Source organism: Oceanobacillus sp. CFH 90083 (assembly GCF_009389585.1).
Classification (GTDB): Bacteria; Bacillota; Bacilli; order Bacillales; family Amphibacillaceae; genus Oceanobacillus.
In genome coordinates, this window is the sequence record NZ_VIYG01000006.1 from 212,532 (window position 1) to 230,478 (window position 17,947).

Annotated in this window: 14 protein-coding genes, 2 pseudogenes and 1 other annotated feature; of the genes and pseudogenes, 14 read left to right on the forward strand and 2 right to left on the reverse strand. The window is 38.3% G+C overall.

Translation table 11 applies throughout. The features are described 5' to 3' along the window. Positions 1-204: 204 nt before the first annotated feature. The 5 genes from FLK20_RS11535 to FLK20_RS11550 all read left to right on the forward strand — a co-directional run bounded on the left by FLK20_RS11535 (position 205) and on the right by FLK20_RS11550 (position 8,259). Positions 205-1,560 carry an RNA-guided endonuclease TnpB family protein gene (locus FLK20_RS11535; protein ID WP_152656715.1) on the forward strand — a complete coding sequence of 452 codons (1,356 nt, stop codon included), beginning with the start codon at positions 205-207 and terminating at the stop codon, positions 1,558-1,560. Positions 1,561-1,692: 132 nt separating this feature from the next. Next, a complete protein-coding gene (locus FLK20_RS11540; RefSeq protein ID WP_152656716.1) occupies positions 1,693-3,030 on the forward strand; it encodes a D-serine ammonia-lyase in 1,338 nt (445 codons plus the stop codon). Between the two features lie 246 nt (positions 3,031-3,276). Then, positions 3,277-3,420 carry a hypothetical protein gene (locus FLK20_RS21635; protein WP_194165609.1) on the forward strand — a complete coding sequence of 48 codons (144 nt, stop codon included), beginning with the start codon at positions 3,277-3,279 and terminating at the stop codon, positions 3,418-3,420. A gap of 601 nt (positions 3,421-4,021) precedes the next feature. Beyond that, positions 4,022-5,923, forward strand: a complete 1,902-nt coding sequence (locus tag FLK20_RS11545; protein ID WP_152656717.1) for an endonuclease MutS2 — start codon at positions 4,022-4,024, stop codon at positions 5,921-5,923. A gap of 318 nt (positions 5,924-6,241) precedes the next feature. Next, positions 6,242-6,509 (forward strand) — a binding site (T-box leader). A gap of 64 nt (positions 6,510-6,573) precedes the next feature. Continuing rightward, the gene (locus FLK20_RS11550) at positions 6,574-8,259 is read left to right on the forward strand and encodes a 2-isopropylmalate synthase (RefSeq protein ID WP_152656718.1); all 1,686 of its coding nucleotides are present in this window, start codon (positions 6,574-6,576) and stop codon (positions 8,257-8,259) included. Positions 8,260-8,429: 170 nt separating this feature from the next. Here the strand turns inward: FLK20_RS11550 and FLK20_RS11555 are convergent, their stop codons facing one another. Continuing rightward, a complete protein-coding gene (locus tag FLK20_RS11555) occupies positions 8,430-9,575 on the reverse strand; it encodes a VanZ family protein (RefSeq protein ID WP_152656719.1) in 1,146 nt (381 codons plus the stop codon). Positions 9,576-10,036: 461 nt separating this feature from the next. Between FLK20_RS11555 and FLK20_RS11560 the strand changes: the two genes are divergently transcribed. The 8 genes and pseudogenes from FLK20_RS11560 (at position 10,037) to FLK20_RS11590 (ending at position 14,286) form a co-directional block, all read left to right on the forward strand. Then, positions 10,037-10,624 carry a TetR/AcrR family transcriptional regulator gene (locus tag FLK20_RS11560; protein WP_152656720.1) on the forward strand — a complete coding sequence of 196 codons (588 nt, stop codon included), beginning with the start codon at positions 10,037-10,039 and terminating at the stop codon, positions 10,622-10,624. Then, positions 10,621-11,037 carry a DUF5367 family protein gene (locus tag FLK20_RS11565; RefSeq protein ID WP_152656721.1) on the forward strand — a complete coding sequence of 139 codons (417 nt, stop codon included), beginning with the start codon at positions 10,621-10,623 and terminating at the stop codon, positions 11,035-11,037. The genes FLK20_RS11560 and FLK20_RS11565 overlap by 4 nt, the downstream gene beginning before the upstream one ends. Positions 11,038-11,159: 122 nt before the next feature. Beyond that, positions 11,160-11,675 (forward strand): annotated as a pseudogene (locus FLK20_RS21940) (bifunctional transcriptional activator/DNA repair enzyme AdaA); the annotation flags it as partial. 45 nt (positions 11,676-11,720) lie between these two features. After that, positions 11,721-12,200: pseudogene (locus FLK20_RS21945) on the forward strand (methylated-DNA--[protein]-cysteine S-methyltransferase); the annotation flags it as partial. Between the two features lie 230 nt (positions 12,201-12,430). After that, positions 12,431-13,240 carry a DUF817 domain-containing protein gene (locus tag FLK20_RS11575; RefSeq protein ID WP_152656723.1) on the forward strand — a complete coding sequence of 270 codons (810 nt, stop codon included), beginning with the start codon at positions 12,431-12,433 and terminating at the stop codon, positions 13,238-13,240. Positions 13,241-13,267: 27 nt separating this feature from the next. After that, on the forward strand, positions 13,268-13,750 hold the full coding sequence (locus FLK20_RS11580; protein ID WP_152656724.1) for a DUF2975 domain-containing protein: 483 nt from the start codon (positions 13,268-13,270) through the stop codon (positions 13,748-13,750). A 9-nt stretch (positions 13,751-13,759) separates the two neighbouring features. Continuing rightward, the gene (locus tag FLK20_RS11585) at positions 13,760-13,987 is read left to right on the forward strand and encodes a helix-turn-helix domain-containing protein (protein ID WP_152656725.1); all 228 of its coding nucleotides are present in this window, start codon (positions 13,760-13,762) and stop codon (positions 13,985-13,987) included. Beyond that, positions 13,984-14,286 carry a hypothetical protein gene (locus FLK20_RS11590; RefSeq protein WP_152656726.1) on the forward strand — a complete coding sequence of 101 codons (303 nt, stop codon included), beginning with the start codon at positions 13,984-13,986 and terminating at the stop codon, positions 14,284-14,286. The genes FLK20_RS11585 and FLK20_RS11590 overlap by 4 nt, the downstream gene beginning before the upstream one ends. A 79-nt stretch (positions 14,287-14,365) precedes the next feature. Here the strand turns inward: FLK20_RS11590 and FLK20_RS11595 are convergent, their stop codons facing one another. After that, a complete protein-coding gene (locus FLK20_RS11595; protein ID WP_152656727.1) occupies positions 14,366-15,073 on the reverse strand; it encodes a MerR family transcriptional regulator in 708 nt (235 codons plus the stop codon). A 259-nt stretch (positions 15,074-15,332) separates the two neighbouring features. Here FLK20_RS11595 and FLK20_RS11600 point away from each other — a divergent pair, with 259 nt between their 5' ends. Continuing rightward, positions 15,333-17,786, forward strand: a complete 2,454-nt coding sequence (locus FLK20_RS11600; RefSeq protein WP_152656728.1) for an ATP-binding cassette domain-containing protein — start codon at positions 15,333-15,335, stop codon at positions 17,784-17,786. Positions 17,787-17,947 lie beyond the last annotated feature (161 nt).

Consider the following 17,947-nt stretch of genomic DNA (forward strand, 5'->3'; position numbering starts at 1 on the left):
TTGATTTTCGATATAGTTTTTGATTACTTCTAAAGAAGCTCATCCTGTCGAGAGGATAAGATACCTTCTGCTCCAAAAATAAGGTTTCCAAGTAATACGGTGCTAAGAATTCAGCAAATTCCTTTCGTATACATCCTGAGGATACCGTTTTAAAACGGATTGCTTTATAATGTAAGGATGACCTAGATAAGGGAGGGTTGGTTGATGCAGCAGACAAAAACGATTAAACATAAAATAATCTCTCAAAGTTCGAAAACCTTCGAACCTACACTTGCTATTTATCGGGAAGCACTTTCTTTTCTGGTAGATGTTATCCATACGGAATGGACTGTTTTAGAAGGTTTAAGTACGAAAGAGCTGGTAAACGCTGTAGAAAAATTAACACATCACACCAAAACGAACTCTTGCCCTAAATATGATTTTGACGCAGCATTTTATAAATTTCCTTCTTACCTTAGAAGGGCTGCCATTTCTAAAGGTTATGGAATAGTGAAAAGCTATCGTTCCAACTACCAAAACTGGCTGGATGCGAAAAGCGAATCCGTTCTAGGTGGTAAGTGTTTTAAGAAAAAGCCTCCCGTTTTATCTGTGAAGCATCAAGCATTTCCGGTGTTTTATAAAGGAAATATGTTTCAACAGGTATCTGGCAATCAAGCAAGGATAAAGGTTTTCCTGGATAATGATTGGATGTGGGTAACGATTACTTTCCATAATAAAAATAGGAAGAATCGTGGAATTGATGGTTGGAAAGAAAATAATCCTGTCTTAGTAAAAACAGGGAAAAAGTATTTCATTCATTTTTCTTATGGGAAAAATATTAAATTAAATAAAACAAAATTAAAAGAGCAGGTCATCGTTTCTGTAGACTTAGGTATAACGAATTCTGCGGTTTGTTGTGCCATGCGTTCAGATGGAACTGTCATCGGCAGGAAATTTATCAATCAGCCGGTAGAAAAAGACCGTATGTACACAAAAATCAACAAACTAAAGAAAGTGCAACGTCATTCCGGGTATGTCCATGCACCAAACTACTGGAGACGAATTAATGGTCTAAAGAAGCATATCGTGCATCATACATCTTCAGAAATAATCAAATTCGCTGTCGATCATCAAGCAGATGTGATCGCATTTGAGTATCTTGGTAACATGAAATTTCCAGAGGGAATGTATGGTGCTAAAAATTTACGTCATAAAGTACACCATTGGAGTAAGCTGGGCATTCAAAGGAAAGTCGAAGAGATGGCTCATTACAAGGGCATGCGTATTCGACGGGTAAGTGCTAAGTATACTTCCGCACTTGCTTTTGATGGTTCTGGAGAAGTGAAACGGAATCATAAAAAAGACCTTGCCACCTATCCAAATGGCAAAGTCTATCATGCGGATTTAAATGCTTCTTATAATATAGGAGCACGATATTTTATAAGAGAATTTCTTAAATCCTTTTCTGAAAAGAAAAGGTTACTATTGGAGGCAAAAGTTCCTTCCTTAGTAGCTGGAACCCGGCTGACATTGGCTTCATTGATTAGCTTACATCAGGCGTTACGTACCAATGGTGCGTGATGATGCGTGATGTCTGCTGTATTTAAGTCAATAGAAGCCCCTTTCAAATCTTAGATTTGGTGGGGGAGGTTCGCATAAAGCGTGTTATAATCAAACGTAACAGTCTAATTTTCAAGAAGAGGTGACAGAAACATGATAACAGTAAAGGGAAAAACGATGGAGGAATGGATTAGAGAATTTCCGGATCTGGGTCCTGTCCTGAATTACACCCCTTTTTATTGGAGTAATCCATATGTGGAAGATAATAAGACAGCATTCGAAAATCAGCCGCTTCATTTAGAGGATATACAAGAAGCAGAGGAACGATTAAAACGATTTGCTCCTTTTATATCAAAAGCGTATCCTGAGACAGAAAATGCAGGAGGTATAATTGAATCGCCGTTGAAAAAAGCGGATCAGATTAAAAATAGATTGGAAACGATTACAGGTCAAAAGATTCCTGGTATGTTTTACATCAAATTAGATAGTCATCTGCCTATTTCCGGTTCGATAAAAGCGAGAGGCGGTATATATGAAGTGCTCAAATATGCAGAAACCTTGTTGCGGGAGCATCAGCTACTATCAGAAAAGGATGACTACAGCAAAATTGTAGAAGATACGTACCGGAAGTTTCTCTCACAATATACGATTCTTGTTGGTTCCACAGGTAATTTGGGACTGAGTATCGGTGTCATCAGTGCGAAGCTGGGTTTTCGTGTGATTGTTCATATGTCTGCCGATGCAAAGCAATGGAAAAAGGATTTATTAAGAGAACGGGGAGTCCAGGTTGTTGAACATCGATCCGATTACAGCAAAGCAGTAGAGGAGGGAAGAAAAGAAGCAGCAAATGATCCGAAAAGCTATTTTGTTGATGATGAAAATTCAAAGGATTTATTTTTAGGATATGCAGTGGCGGCTATTCGTTTGAAAAAACAATTAGAAGAGCAAAACATTCAAGTCAGTCCAGAGAAACCGCTGCATGTTTACTTACCATGTGGTGTCGGTGGAGGTCCCGGCGGTGTGGCATTTGGTCTGAAGGTTATCTTTGGCGATACCGTAAAATGTTATTTTGCGGAACCGACACATTCTCCTTGTATGCTTATTGGAATGATGACAGGGATGCATGATGAGATTTCAGTGAATGATTTTGGTTTAGATAATCAAACCGCCGCAGATGGGTTAGCTGTAGGAAGAGCCTCTGGTTTTGTCGGAAAGGTGATGGAGCCGCTGCTGGAGGGAATCTATACAGTAAGCGATGAGCAGATGTTTCGCCTTATTGCAGAGGTGGCTGATGCAGAAGGGATTCATTTAGAGCCTTCTGCTGTTACAGGATTCATGGGCCCTTCTTATGTTGTCCAAAATAATCCGAAGATAACAGAAGAGGACACACATATCATCTGGGCTACCGGCGGAAGCATGGTGCCGGATGAAATGAAAGAAGCAGAGTATCAGAAAGGATTGCAGTATAAAACCAATCCGGGTGGAAAATAAGTTATTTTTACTATTAAGAAAACGCAAATCAGAAGCAATTATGATTTGCGTTTTCCGGCGGTTCGTACTATTTTCTGAAATATGGTGCGGCAGATAAACAAAAATAACCGAAGTAGGAGGCTGCCGATTTTGGATAGAAATTGTTGCATATCGTACAGCATATGAATAGGCTTTGTAAGAGATGATTTTCATGTGAAGATTCCTATTAAAATGGTGAAAACAATGCTTAAGCTGGGGAGTAACCTGATGGATAAAATTCCTGTTTCAGCAAACTACAGAAGTGAAGTGGATATGGATGTAATCATTCATGCGATTGATAATCAAATAGAAGGTACTATTATTGAAATGGAGTCAGACAGCGGGGACTTTATTGTTGTTTCCATAAAATAAATCTGCTCAGTGAATCATTGGATTATGAAAGCATGGTCAGAGCGTTTTCTTTCTAAATGTAATTGTGAAAGGGAACGTTTTTTGATGATGTATAAAGGTTTGAAAACAATTTTTTAGTCTGTATGGTTGGATCGCTATTTACATTCTTGAATGCACTGTTGTATAATATCTTACATAGATTAGATTTCAATGTTATTCAAATAAATAAGGGGTGCATTGCGTGAGTAGTGTAGCAGATTCTAAATAGGGAAAATTAAAAGGGAATAAATAGAAGACAATCAGGGAAGTCAGACCCTTTCTTTGTCATGTATTTATTTCTGCCTATGAAGATACCTGCTGAACTTATAAGCACCTGATAGGACAGGTCTGTCATTACAGTCATTTTTTACACAGCTGTAGATGACATATGCCTTATCCTGTTAAAAAAGCTGCGGTATCCCTGCGGCTTTTTTTATTGGGAAAATGCAGTTTCAAACTAGATAAAGATGCACATTGAAATCTAATGGGCAGGTATCTTTATTCAAATTTCTCTTTTCCAGTTGGAGGAGAATCAGACTGGCTTTGTCATGCAGTCAACTAACCTTGTGAAGGAGATTAGAAAATGAATGAGATAACCTTTGAAAAATTACAGTATAACGAATTAAAACAAATAATCAGATCTTATTGTGCCAGCAGTCTCGGAAAACAATTAATAGATAAATTAACTCCAAGCTCCAATATCAATATAGTAAAAAACCGATTAAATGAAACGACGGAAGCAGTAGCAGTGCTAAACACAAATAGCCGTGTACCTTTCCTGGGAGTTTCAAATATTGAAAATATCATGCAAAATCTGGAAAAAGGTATTATCCTGCAACCGGATGATTTAGTAAATGTATCTGATTTTCTCCGGGGCTGCCGGAAAATCAAAAAATATATGCTGGATAAAGCATTTATTGCACCTGTTTTAGCTTCCTATGCAAATTCGATGACAGTCTTTCCATATATTGAAGAAGAGATTGATTTTTCGATTAAAGGAAATCGAATTGATTCGGCAGCCAGTAAAGAATTAAAACGAATTCGAAATAACATGCAAGCTGTTGAAGCAAAAATGGAAGAACGTTTAAATCGATTTTTAAAAAGCAGCGCTACCAAAAAATATATTCAAGAGGCTTTTATCAGTAAAAAAGAGGATCGCTACACCATTCCAATTAAAGCGGCTTATAAGCATCATGTCGAAGGAGTAATTGTGGATACTTCTTCCAAAGGATCGACGGTTTTTATCGAACCAGCTTCCGTCAGCAAATTAAATAATGAATTAGCTGTACTAAAAGTAGAGGAGCAAATGGAAGAATATCAAATTCTAGCGACTTTATCCGGGATGGTTTTGGAAAATATCAGTGATATAAAAATAAATATGGAATTGATCGGGCAATATGATATGGTGTTTGCTAAAGCAAAATTTAGTAAACAGACCGATGGTATTGAACCCAAATTAAATGACCATGGTTTGATAAAGCTGATTAATGGGAAGCATCCGCTTTTATCCGGTGAAGCAGTACCTTTGAATTTTGAGATCGGAAAAGATTTCCGGAGCCTGATTATCACCGGACCTAACGCCGGAGGAAAGACTGTTGTGCTCAAAACCATTGGTCTTTTAACTCTGTCTGTGATGTCAGGATTTCATATAACGGCTGATAAGGAAACGGAAATCGGCTTATTTGAAAATATTTTTGTCGATATTGGCGATAACCAAAGTATCGAAAATGCGTTAAGTACCTTCTCTTCTCATATGCAAAATATTGCGGGTATTATGCAGCAGGCAGATAATCATACTCTACTGCTTTTTGATGAGATTGGGAGCGGAACAGAGCCTAATGAGGGTGCAGCTCTTGCTATTGCTATTTTAGAGGAATTCTATCAAATGGGCTGTATTACCGTAGCTACAACGCATTATGGAGAAATCAAACGCTTTTCAGAAAAGCATCCGGATTTTATGAATGCTGCTATGCAGTTTAATAGCGAAACGTTAGAGCCGTTGTATAAATTAGTTTTAGGAGAATCAGGAGAAAGTAATGCTCTGTGGATCTCCAGAAAAATGAATATGAAAGAACGCGTGCTTCAAAAAGCAATGGAGTATATGAATCATAAAGAGTATGATTTAGAACGAATTGATAAAAGTAAAATGAGAAAGCCTGAGTCTGTTAAAAAGAAGCCAGAAGTATTTACCGGATATGAAAAAGGAGACCGTGTAAGGCTGCTGGAATATGATGATTTTGGGATTATCTATCAAGAAGCAGACTCGTATTATAATGTGATCGTATTTTATAATGATGAGCTGGTGGAGGTAAATGTAAAACGAATTTCCCTGGAGATGAAAGGAAAAGATTTATATCCGGCAGGGTATGATTTAGACACCTTATTTGAGGATCATCGCAGCCGGAAAATGCAGCATGATTTGGAGCGGGGATCTAAAAAAGCATTGCGTAAAATTGATAAGGAAATCAGGAAGGGGAGAGAATAAGTATAGAGATAGGCAGGCAGTTACGATTTTAGCAGTGAAATAAGGTTAGTCTTCTCCAGTTTTCAAGGAGCGGACTAACCTTTTGCTTTGAGAGAAAGTATAAATGAAAGGTTAATCCAATATCTTCGGATAAGCTCTCCACTATCGGAATAACCGTAAGAAGAATTGAGTAAAAATTTATCGGATCAATTTTACCATTTAACATAACGTGCGCTAATGAAGAGTTTTTACACCTGCTTCACAAGCATAAAAAAATATTTTTAAATTTCCCCTTTCAATTCACTGATAAATCTGATAAGATAATGGAAATATTAAAATTGCAAAGCGAAGATAAGGAATAGTACTTGCTGAAATGTTTTCAGAAAGTTGCTGGCTGATGAGAAGCAACAGCGGGAAAGCAGGGAACTCACCTTAGAGCAGCCTTAGTGAAAATGGATTTTTTGTCACAGTAATTAAGGACGGAGCCCCGCCGTTACAAGGGAAGGATATAAGACAGATTTGTCTGTATCTGGATAAGTGCATGATAATGCGTCATTATCATGAAACCGGGGTGGTACCGCGTAAGCATAAGTCTTTCGTCTCCAAGCAAATGAAATTGCTGGAGAAGGAAGGCTTTTTTAATTTTTACTTAAGCCAAGGAGGAATGTATCATGTTTAATCATCAAAAATACGGAAAGCAATATTTTATGCCGCCGACCTTATCTTATGACTGGGTCAAGAAAGAAACGATCGAGAAAGCGCCAATATGGTGCAGTGTGGATCTGCGTGATGGAAATCAGGCCTTGCCGATTCCGATGAATTTAGAAGAAAAGCTGGCGATGTTTCAGCTGTTAGTCGATATTGGTTTTAAAGAAATCGAAGTTGCTTTTCCGGCTGCTTCGGATACAGAGTTTAAGCTGTTGCGGACATTAATTGATAATCAGATGATCCCTGATGATGTGACAATTATGGTAATTACTCAGGCAAGGGAGCATATAATCCGCCGGACCTTTGAAGCAATTGAAGGTGCTCCTAGAGCTATTGTTCACTTATATAATTCAACTTCAGAGGCACAGCGCAGGCAAGTATTTAGAAAATCGAAGGAAGAAATTAAAAAAATTGCTGTTGACGGAGCTGTTTTAGTAAAAGAGCTGGCTGAACAAACTGAGGGAAATTTCTATTTCCAATATAGCCCGGAAAGTTTTCCTGGAACAGAGGTAGAGTATGCACTGGATATTTGTAACAGTGTGTTAGATATTTGGCAGCCGACACCTGATCATAAGGCAATCATCAATATACCAACAACGGTTGAAATTGCGATGCCGCATATTTTTGCCAGTCAAATCGAGTATATTCACAAAAATCTGGCTTATCGTGAGGGTGTTACGTTATCTATTCATCCGCATAATGACCGTGGAAGTGGCGTAAGTGATGCAGAATTCGGTGTATTAGCTGGTGCAGAACGAGTAGAAGGTACGTTATTTGGGATTGGAGAACGAACAGGGAATGTAGATTTGATTACCTTGGCAATGAATATGTATTCTCAAGGCTATGACCCTGAACTGGATTTCAGTCAGATGAATGCGATTCGTGAGAAATATGAGCAATTAACGAGAACAGAAGTACATGAAAGACACCCTTATTCAGGAGATCTTGTTTTTACAGCCTTCTCCGGCTCGCATCAGGATGCAATATCCAAAGGAATGAAATATCGTCAGGAAACCAATGCAGAAACGTGGGATGTTCCATATATTCCAGTAGATCCAATGGATATAGGAAGAAACTATCAGGCGGATGTTATTCGAGTAAACAGCCAGTCTGGAAAAGGCGGAATTGGCTATATGCTTGAAACAAATTATGGTATTAAGCTGCCGTATAAAATGAACGAAGCAATGGGATATGCAACGAAAAAGGTGTCTGATGAAACAAATAGAGAGCTTTCTGCGGAAGAAATCTATCATGTTTTTAAAGAAAACTATGTTGATTATCATCCCCATTTTGAGCTGGCAGACTATCATTTTAACAAAGGAACAGGACAGGAAGTTACATTAACCGTTCGAACAGATAAGGAGCAGGTAGAGATACAGGGAGAAGGTGCGGGAAGCTTAGATGCAATCAGTAATGCATTGAAAGCCTATTTTGATATTGATTATGCTTTAGAGGTCTATGAGCAGCAATCTTTAGGGAAGGATTCTGCTGCAGAAGCCTGTGCACAGATTGGTATTTCCCATCAGGGAGAGATTTACTGGGGGGCAGGAATTCATGAGGATATTACCGCAGCATCCGTCTATGCTTTAGTAGTAGCAGTGAACAGACTGGAAGATTCCCTGGCAAGCCAAAAAGAAATTGTGAAGTAATAAGAAAATATTTAGTTCGGAGGGTTTGCCGTTTAACCCTCTGAAGCTGGCCTCCATTAATCAGCCTTGTTTGAATGATAGATGAAATAAAACAATCAGCTGTAGAAGATTTTAATATAAAACAGAGCCTTATTTCTTAGCGTTGAATGCAGAAATGAGGCTCTGTTTTATTATTCTTTTCTTGGAATGATCCTTGCTGCGTAATCGAAGTAAAAGGTACGATTTCCTTTTTTAGCAATCACGAAAATAGCATGAATAAATAATACAATCCAAATGATAACCAGGAGAGCAAATACACCTGTTGTTATCAAGGCATGATAAGCGTATAGGCTCGAATCCATATCCAGTTCGATACCTGTTAATATATTTAAGAATGCGGATAGCACCCAAGGTAAATATAATGCAAGAAAACGTCTAAGCAGAGATTGCCATTTAGGTACATCACCATTTATATTCGTCAGTTTAAATCGTAATATATTGCTTCCTGCTGTTTTCCCCTCCAATAAAAGAGGTACAACAAAATATAGAATGATAAATCCAATTGTTTTATAAATAAACTCTGTCAATCCATTGGATGTGAAAAGACCGATTGTCAGATTCCAACTGATATGAATAATCATATAATCAATAAGAATTGCTAACAGCTGTGCTAATGGACGAACAAGCTGGCTTTTTTCCAGTCTTTCTTTTTTCGCTAGAAGGCTTTGTCTGGATGGGAATAAAGCTAATATCAATGGTGCACTAAAGAATCCAAGCAAGGCGCCAGTCGTATTTAACAAGAGATCATCCACATCAAATAATCGGTATGGACAGTTATAAATCCCATAAATTCCGGTTAACTGTGTTATCTCAAAGAAAAGAGACAGTCCGAAACCTAGTACGAATGTGCGTTTCCAATAGCTTTTCTTCTGAAAAAAGTATCTTAGATAGACTCCAAACGGCAGTAATAAGAATATGTTAAAAGCAGCCTGCCAAAAAGCACTTTGATTAAAAATCTGGATATAGGTGGACGGCTGTGACCAGATAATATGACTGCCTCTCATTGTGTCTGTTACAAAAGCAAATGGCGTAAGTGAATAGTGTACACTGTCAGCTGGCTGCAGCGCACAAGTATTACGTGTTTCAGGCAGCGGCAATAATACTAAAAATAAGGCAGATAACATATAAAAAATAAAGGAAAAGGCTATAATAGATGCCCAAATGCTTAAATAACCATATTTCCTGTAAACATAGATTAACCATGGAATGGTAAGCAGAAATAACAATAGAATAAAAATAAGAAAAGCTGTTTGGATTGGCATAATGTAAATGGACATGTGTATCCCTCTTTATTAAATGAAAATAGTACATTTAATTTACCATATAATGCTTGTAAGTAAAAACCTTTGAAAAAATTTTTATATTGTCTCCCAGAATTTCTTTCCTTTCATGCTTATTTATGTTCTTAATTAAGAAAAAAGAATATGCATCATAAAGAATGAAATATTTAATTTGTATTGAGCAGGGTATGTAACCTTCATCGATAATCAATATGTTAACGAAACAACCATTTCAAAAGGGAATGTTTTTTGGTGTATAAGGCGCTTTTACAAGGACGTCTGTACCATGAAACCATGCTTTTTCATAAGAGAAAGCTTCCATACTATAACCACCGTGAAACCGCCTTATATGCCAGACTTTTACATTGCAAAAAGATACAAATGAATCATTGTAAACCTCTTATGATTATGATATTTTTAAGTTAGTTGGTTGACTAACTTAAAAGGACGGTGTGAAAATGGCAAAACCAAATAGAGTCAGTAAGCAGGAATTAATTCAATATGCAAAGCAGTGTCTGGTAGAAAAGGGGACGGAGAAATTTACTTTAAGAACAGTAGCGGATACAGCTGGAGTAACTCAAGGGACGATTTATTATCATTTTCGAACAAAGGAGCAGCTGCTGTTAAGCATTGTCGAGGATATTTGTGAAACAAGCTGGGAAGAAATTTCTAAAAGCAATACCTATGTGCTAAAACAGGCGATTGCTTCGGCTAAAAGCCGCTGTTCTTATGATTCTTTTTTTCATCAGCTTTTTATTTTAATGACAGCAGCAAGCTTTAAAAATGATAAGATAAGAAATCAGCTGTCAGAGATTATACAGGCAGAAAATCAGGCTTTATCAGAGAATCTGTTAAAAATATGGACGGCATCTCCTGTGAAGGGTGTTTCCATGGAAACATGGGGAATTATGTTCAATGCAATGGTTGACGGCTTAGCAATGCAGGCTTTATTGCAAAAGGATTTGCCTGTTGAAAAAGTATATCAGGAATTTGAGCAGCTTATAGAAGCTCTTACAAATTTAGGTGAGAAGGAGGCAAATGCATGAAAACCTATTTGTTCACAGCTGCCTGGGGCGTATTTGTCTGGATAGTTGCCACATTATTTTTCCGGGTTTTTGGAGAAGCTGTTCTTTTCACTCCTGGTACAGATGCATTTATGTATAGTACCGCAATGCTTCTCGTTGGAACAGCCATTTTATTAACGCTGGTTATCTATCTCTATACATTATTTGATAAAAAGGATTATGCAGCGATCCGGTTTGGAATTGTAGGAACCATGATTGGATTACTATTGGACAGCTTTGTTTTTTCAAATTATCAATTGATATTTCCCAATTTAGCTGAGACACAAATTATTGCTTTTTCCTCCTGGATGTCCTTTGCTTATGCCTTATATTTAGTAATTCCCTATTTATTTCAACAGAAAAGCAGGCAAAAACAAGTTGTAAAGGGGAAATAGAAGCTTTCATATCTTGCTTTTTAATTGGGTTAGCCTTTATTTCTTATCTTTCAGGTGTACAATGAAAGAAGAGGTGGTTGCCGTTGGATACAAAAATAACTGCAGAGCAGCGAAAGGCAATTATGGAAAATGATAAAACGTATGACGGGCAGTTCTTTTATGCTGTGAAAACAACAAAAATCTTTTGCCGGCCTTCCTGTAAATCAAGAGTTCCCAACTTCGATAATGTTACGATTTTTAGAGAGGCGGAAGATGCTTTACAGGCTGGATATAGACCATGTAAGAGATGTAAATCTGGAGGAAGCAGCCTGCCGGATGAGGAATGGATTATGCAGGCTGAAAGCTATATTAAAGAAAATTATGCCAAATCTTTTACATTAAGTAAGCTTGCAGAAGCTTGTCACGGCAGTCCTTATCATCTGCATCGTGTCTTTAAAAGACTAAAGGGCCTAACCCCTTTGACTTATTTGCAGCAAGTTCGGATGGAGAAAGCAAAGGATTATTTAATAAAAACGGATTTATCTGTGAAGGAGATAGCTCATCTTGTCGGAATAACAAATTCAACCCGCTTCACAACACTATTTAAAGAAAAGAATCAGCAAACGCCGCGTCAATTCAGAAAAGTAAACAGGGAGAAGGTGTCTGCATTGAAGAATAAACAAGAGGAAACAATTTATTATGGGAAGTTAGAGCACAACGGCTGGTCTATCTATCTCGCAGCAACGGATAATGGATTATGCTATGTCGGATCTCAGAATAAAGAAATAGATGAAATAGAAAATTGGGCAGCTAAAAAAAGAGCAGGTGCAGTGCTGGTTCATCATGAACAGAAAATGAACCCTTATAAAGAGCAGTTCATTTCCTATTTTGACGGGGAAAGAAAGAATTTTGATTTCCCCGTCGATTTAAAAGGAACTGCGTTTCAGGAAGCTGTCTGGGAAGCGCTGCAAAACATTCCTTATGGTGAGACAGTTTCCTATATGGATATAGCAGAGAAAATAGAAAAGCCGAAAGCTGTAAGAGCTGTGGGTGCGGCGATTGGTGCGAATCCGGTAATGATGCTGGTTCCATGTCATCGTGTGCTTGCAAAGGATGGTAAGCTGACAGGATTTCGCGGCGGGATTCCGATGAAGGAAAGGCTATTAGCTTTGGAATCGGAGTGATAATTCATTTTTGGAAGAACTGCGTGTGGAAAGCCTTGTTATGTCAATGTGCCAGCAGGTTCACGGGGAAGAATTCATATAACCGCTTCCGGGTAATAAACAGATAGAAAAGTCAGATTCTGAATGAAAGGGATCTGACTTTTTATTTTTTTATGAGATATTTTTGTTGATTTTCGATAAATTTATATCTATAATCAATGTAAATAAAAAATATATGGAGATGGAAAAATATGCAAGCAATGAAGCAATTTATCCGCTTTGGTTATGAACAGGCCCTATCTTGCCTCTTTCCGGTGATTATTTTTGCCTCCCTGGCAATAACAAAGTTTATCGAGCTTCCTTTCTTGTCAAGGTATGATTGGCTGTTAATCATCTGTTTGGTAGCACAAATTTTTATGATAGTATCAGGACTGGAAACCAAAAAGGAGCTTGTCGTCATCACATTATTTCATATCATCGGGTTGAATCTGGAAATTTTCAAGGTGAATATGGGATCTTGGGTGTACCCGGAAGAGGCCTATACAAAGGTTTTTGGTGTTCCGTTATACAGCGGGTTTATGTATGCCAGTGTAGCCAGTTATCTTTGTCAGGCATGGAGAAGATTGGATATCCGTTTAGTAAAGTGGCCGTCTATTCTTTTAGCAGGTCCGCTGGCCGCTGCCATTTATCTGAATTTCTTTACCCATCATTATTGGCTGGATATCAGATGGTGGCTATCTGCACTCGTGGTTATCATATTCTTAAGAGCATGGGTGGATTATAAGATTGGCAACAAACGCTATCGTATGCCAATTATCCTTTCCTTTTTCTTAATAGGCTTTTTTATTTGGATTGCCGAGAATATAGCAACCTTCTTCCAGGCATGGGAGTATCCGAATCAGGCAGAGGTATGGAGCATGGTGCATTTAGGAAAAGTAAGCTCCTGGCTGCTATTAGTGATTGTCAGCTTTTTAATTGTGGCGATGTTAAAGCAGTCTCAGAAGAATATTGAGGGATTTTGGGAAAGGAATAAGACTTTTGTAAGAGTAAATCAGGATTAGTAAGAATGAAAAAAATGAGGTGTTTCGATGCAAAAAAGTTCTACAGCATTTTTGAAATCAGTTATCTATATGATGGGATTAATTGTCCTGGCTGCTTCTGTTATCATTATCCCGCAAATTATAATCAATCTGTCAGATAGTCCATCTATTGTTAAATGGGTGATTTATCCAATTATAATTGGTGTTATGCTCACAACGATTCCTTTTTATCTGGCACTTTATCAAGCATTAAAGCTGTTACAATTGATTGATAGGAATGAGACATTTTCAGAAGCGGCCGTCCTCACATTAAAAAGGATTAAACAATGTGCTTTAACTATTACCGGCATTTATATTTTGACGATGCCATTTATTTATATATTTGCCGAAAAGGATGATGCTCCAGGTGCAATTCTCATGGGAATGGTTCCCTTATTTGTGGCATTTGTTATTGCTGTATTTGCGTCCCTTTTACAGAAGCTGTTTAAGAGTGCGTTTGAAATTAAAACAGAAAATGATTTGACTGTGTGAGGTGAGGATATGGCAATAGTGATTCATATTGATGTGATGCTGGCAAAACGTAAAATGAGCGTGACAGAATTAACAGAGAAGGTCGGTATTACCATGGCGAACCTTTCTATTTTGAAGAATGGAAAAGCAAAGGCGATTCGCTTTTCAACGCTTGAAAAGATATGTGAGGCTTTGGAATGTCAGCCTGGAGATATTTTAGAGTATGTTCCGGATAAAGAAGGAGGAGAAGCGACATGAATAAACCTGTTATTTATGTCGCTGTCCTGATTATATTATCGATGGCTGCATTATTGAATTTTTTATTTGTGTATCCATTTTTGCTGATACAATATACGATTTATATTTTTATTTTAACGGGTTTATTTTTTAATATTCTTTTTAGCTTTTTTGCAATTAGAAAAAAATATCCGCTGATTATTGTTAGCAATATTTTTATACTTATTTTTCTTACTTTATTTATTGTTTATGTGTATTTGGTTCCAGAAGGATTATATCCTGCAGCAATTGATCTTTTCAGTGATGAAGTAAATCCATAAATATTTAATATTCGGGTAAAAGGGTTATCTTTATTTGGTGAATAGTTATAATACAGCTAAAGATAACCTTTTATACCTTTCATTCGTTCTTTTCCTTTAACAATTCAATCAATTTATACAGATAATAAGCTCCTCTTAATTGCTGCTCGATTTGATAATCCATATAATCCAGTGCATCGATGACAATTTTTCTGGCATCGGTTAAACTGTGGTGCTGTATCTTATCCAGCACATCACGAACCTTGTCTAATAGATAGACAGAGGACTGAACAGTCTTGATAATTAATATTCTTCTCATATCCTCCCGTGTGTATACCCGGTAGCCGTTTTCCGGATTTCTTTCCGGTGTGATCAGCCCTTCTTTTTCCCAATGTCTGAGGGTTGTCGCAGCGACATGTAATTCCTCTTCTACCTCTCCAATTGTATAAAATTTCTTTTGTTGTTTTTTCATAAAATCCTGCATGTTATCAGGACTTAAAATGGTAACGGCATCCATAGCCTGTTGCTTCCTCTCAAATAACTCAGCCTGTACCTGATTCACTTCCCACAATGCTTCAATAAACTTATTTTCCTGTAATAAAGGCATGATTCTGCGAACGGTTCCCATACCAAAGCCGGGGTACATTGCCCGGATACATTGAAAATAGGCCTCGTGAACCTCGGTATATACCCGGTAGCCGTTTGCTTTCCGGGTGGCTTTTGGTACAATGCCCCATTCCTCGTAGTGTCTTAGTGCGCTTGTTCCTACATCGAGCTTCTTAGCAATATCAATCGGTCTCAGTTCCATGATTACCTCCAAAGATTAAATTAAAACATTATAGTACCATGACGGATTTTTGTATGTGAATATGATTATAGCTTATCATTAAATCCAAAACTTTGCACTTGCACCAATGTTGTATGATGGGAATAGATGCTTTAAGGGAGGGATACCAAGATGCAATTAGTTATTAAGACATTATTTCATCATGTCACTTTGAAAAAAACATTGCACTTGCAAACAGAATGCACCAATAAAACGGAAGCTACAAAGGAGGAAAATCGATATGCATAATGTGATGACTGTAAAAGGAGCCCGAGAGAATAATCTAAAGAATCTTTCTGTCTCCATTCCGAAAAATAAATTGATTGTTGTTACTGGTCCCTCAGGCTCAGGTAAATCCACATTGGCACTGGACACCTTATTCAATGAATGCCAGCGTCAATATTTAGAATCGATGGGAATGCAGGGAATCAAGAAGCCAAAAGTGGATTCGATCAGCGGTCTGTCACCTGCTATAAGTATTAACCAGCATATTACCAATCGAAATCCACGTTCCACCGTCGGAACAATGACAGATATGTACACCAGTCTGCGAATGGTATTTGAAAAGCTGGGAGAAAGAGAATGTCCAAACTGTAAGCACAGAATCAATCCGACGACTTATGAAGGAAGGGTGGAAAAAGAAGAAGACAGCTTTACAGAGTATCTATTTTGCCCGAATTGTGACGAAAGAATGGAAAAGCTGACGCGAACCCATTTTTCTTATAATAAAACAGAAGGAGCCTGCCCGACCTGTAACGGCTTGGGGGAAACGGTGACGATTCATTTACCTTCCGTGTTTCATGAGGACCTTTCCTTAGAGGATGGAGCAGTAGATATTTTTTCGGGACGTTACGGAGAATACCAGATTGCTGTATTAAAAGCAGCCTTTCGTTATTATAAGCTGCCAGATGCAGATGGTGTTCCTATCAAAGATTTTGAGGAAGGGCAGAAGGCAATTCTGTATCATGGTGTGGAAAGCGATGAGGTGAAAGAGCTTTTCCCAGGTGTAAAGCCGCCAAAAACAGTGGAGAAAGGGAAATTTCCCGGTGTTCTGACGTCGATGTGGCGGCGATACACAGAGCATGATGGATCTTCAGCAGAAGCAGATGCCTATTTCTATTCACAAACCTGCCCAGATTGCCATGGAGATCGTTTGAATCCGGTGAGCCGGGCAGTTACGGTGGATGGCTGGACCATTCCACAATTAGTCGTTCATTCATTAGAAGAGATGGCTGTATGGGCTGATAAGTTAGAAGCGTCATTGGAGCAGACAAGTTATCAGCTTGTTGAAACATTTATTCAAGATATAAAAACAAAGCTTTCCCGTATTATTAAAATAGGATTAGGCTATCTGACACTGGATAGGCAAGTCATTACTTTATCAGGCGGGGAGGCACAGCGAATACGTCTGTCTGCTCTTTTGGATTCTGCACTTACCGGTGTACTATATATTATGGACGAGCCGACAGTTGGTTTGCATCCTAAGGATACAGCTGGTCTGATCGGTGTCTTACAGCATCTGCGTGATTTAGGTAATACCGTTTTATTAATTGAACATGATGTTGATGTGATGAAAGAAGCGGATTATATTATAGATATTGGGCCGGGTGCCGGCAAGCTTGGAGGTACGGTGGTTGGAGAAGGGACTTTACCGGAATTAATCAGGCAGGAACAATCCATTACAGGCCAATATTTACGACAAGAAAAGTCACAGAGAGCCGATTATCGAACCGGGAAAGGCAGTATAATCATTCATCATGCTACGGTAAATAATCTTCAGGATGTGACAGTCGCTTTTCCGAAAGCTTGTTTAACAGCTGTAACAGGTGTCTCCGGTTCCGGAAAATCATCGCTTATATTTGAAGGACTGGCAAAGGGGAATGATACCATTCATGAAGGCTTTGAAAAAGTAACTGGTCTGGATGCGTTTGATCAGATGATTATTGTCGGACAGTCTCCGCTCAGCAGAATGAAACGCTCGAATACAGCAACATATATTGATTTATTTACACCAATTCGTTCGCTGTTTGCTAAATTGCCTGCAGCAAAGGAACAGAAACTCTCGGCGAAGCACTTTTCTTTTAATACGGCAGGAGGACGATGTGAAAATTGTCAGGGACTTGGCTATGTAACGACAAACATGCTCTTTTTCCCTGATCTGGAGGTAGTCTGCCCGGAATGTCAGGGAAGAAGATTTAAACAAGAGGTATTAGCAGTGAAATATCAAGGCTGTTCCATTAATGATATTTTAGAAAGCTCCGTGCATGAATGCCTTACTATCTTTGAAGGAGAAAAGAAGATACAAGCTATTTTAAAGCTTTTAACAGAAATCGGTTTAGGTTATTTGAAAATGGGACAATCCTTAACCACCTTGTCAGGAGGGGAAGGGCAAAGACTCAAGCTTGCGAAAGAGTTAATGAAGCAGGGGAAAAAGACTTCTCTTTATTTGCTGGATGAGCCGACTACTGGATTACATCCGAATGATACCATTCAGCTGCTGAAGCTGTTAAACCGTTTAGTTGATGCAGGGAATACGGTCATCATGGTGGAGCATAACAGTCAGGTGATTGAGGCAGCAGACTGGGTGGTTGATTTAGGTCCTGAAGGCGGGGCAAAAGGAGGAAAGGTGATTGCTGAGGGAACGCCGGAGATGATTCGGGGGAATAAGGATTCATTTACGGGGCAGTATTTGTAGATAAAATATATTCTATTTTGAAAGGTCATCCAAAAGAAGGGTGGCCTTTTAAGCTATGCAGACCTTCATACATCGTATTTATTGTTAAACACTAAAATGAAAATGGGCTGGCATGAATCTTTAGAAGGGGTAATAACGTAAATAGGGAGAAAGGGTTATCA

Excerpts from the sequence above, each read along its gene's own strand:
- FLK20_RS11555 (WP_152656719.1), bottom strand. The coding sequence starts at position 9,575 with ATGTCCATTTACATTATGCCAATCCAAACAGCTTTTCTTATTTTTATT.
- FLK20_RS11600 (WP_152656728.1), top strand. The coding sequence starts at position 15,333 with ATGCATAATGTGATGACTGTAAAAGGAGCCCGAGAGAATAATCTAAAG.
- FLK20_RS21635 (WP_194165609.1), top strand. The coding sequence starts at position 3,277 with ATGGATAAAATTCCTGTTTCAGCAAACTACAGAAGTGAAGTGGATATG.
- FLK20_RS11540 (WP_152656716.1), top strand. The coding sequence starts at position 1,693 with ATGATAACAGTAAAGGGAAAAACGATGGAGGAATGGATTAGAGAATTT.
- FLK20_RS11585 (WP_152656725.1), top strand. The coding sequence starts at position 13,760 with ATGGCAATAGTGATTCATATTGATGTGATGCTGGCAAAACGTAAAATG.
- FLK20_RS11545 (WP_152656717.1), top strand. The coding sequence starts at position 4,022 with ATGAATGAGATAACCTTTGAAAAATTACAGTATAACGAATTAAAACAA.
- FLK20_RS11595 (WP_152656727.1), bottom strand. The coding sequence starts at position 15,073 with ATGGAACTGAGACCGATTGATATTGCTAAGAAGCTCGATGTAGGAACA.
- FLK20_RS11590 (WP_152656726.1), top strand. The coding sequence starts at position 13,984 with ATGAATAAACCTGTTATTTATGTCGCTGTCCTGATTATATTATCGATG.
- FLK20_RS11550 (WP_152656718.1), top strand. The coding sequence starts at position 6,574 with ATGTTTAATCATCAAAAATACGGAAAGCAATATTTTATGCCGCCGACC.
- FLK20_RS11565 (WP_152656721.1), top strand. The coding sequence starts at position 10,621 with ATGAAAACCTATTTGTTCACAGCTGCCTGGGGCGTATTTGTCTGGATA.
- FLK20_RS11560 (WP_152656720.1), top strand. The coding sequence starts at position 10,037 with ATGGCAAAACCAAATAGAGTCAGTAAGCAGGAATTAATTCAATATGCA.
- FLK20_RS11535 (WP_152656715.1), top strand. The coding sequence starts at position 205 with ATGCAGCAGACAAAAACGATTAAACATAAAATAATCTCTCAAAGTTCG.
- FLK20_RS11575 (WP_152656723.1), top strand. The coding sequence starts at position 12,431 with ATGCAAGCAATGAAGCAATTTATCCGCTTTGGTTATGAACAGGCCCTA.
- FLK20_RS11580 (WP_152656724.1), top strand. The coding sequence starts at position 13,268 with ATGCAAAAAAGTTCTACAGCATTTTTGAAATCAGTTATCTATATGATG.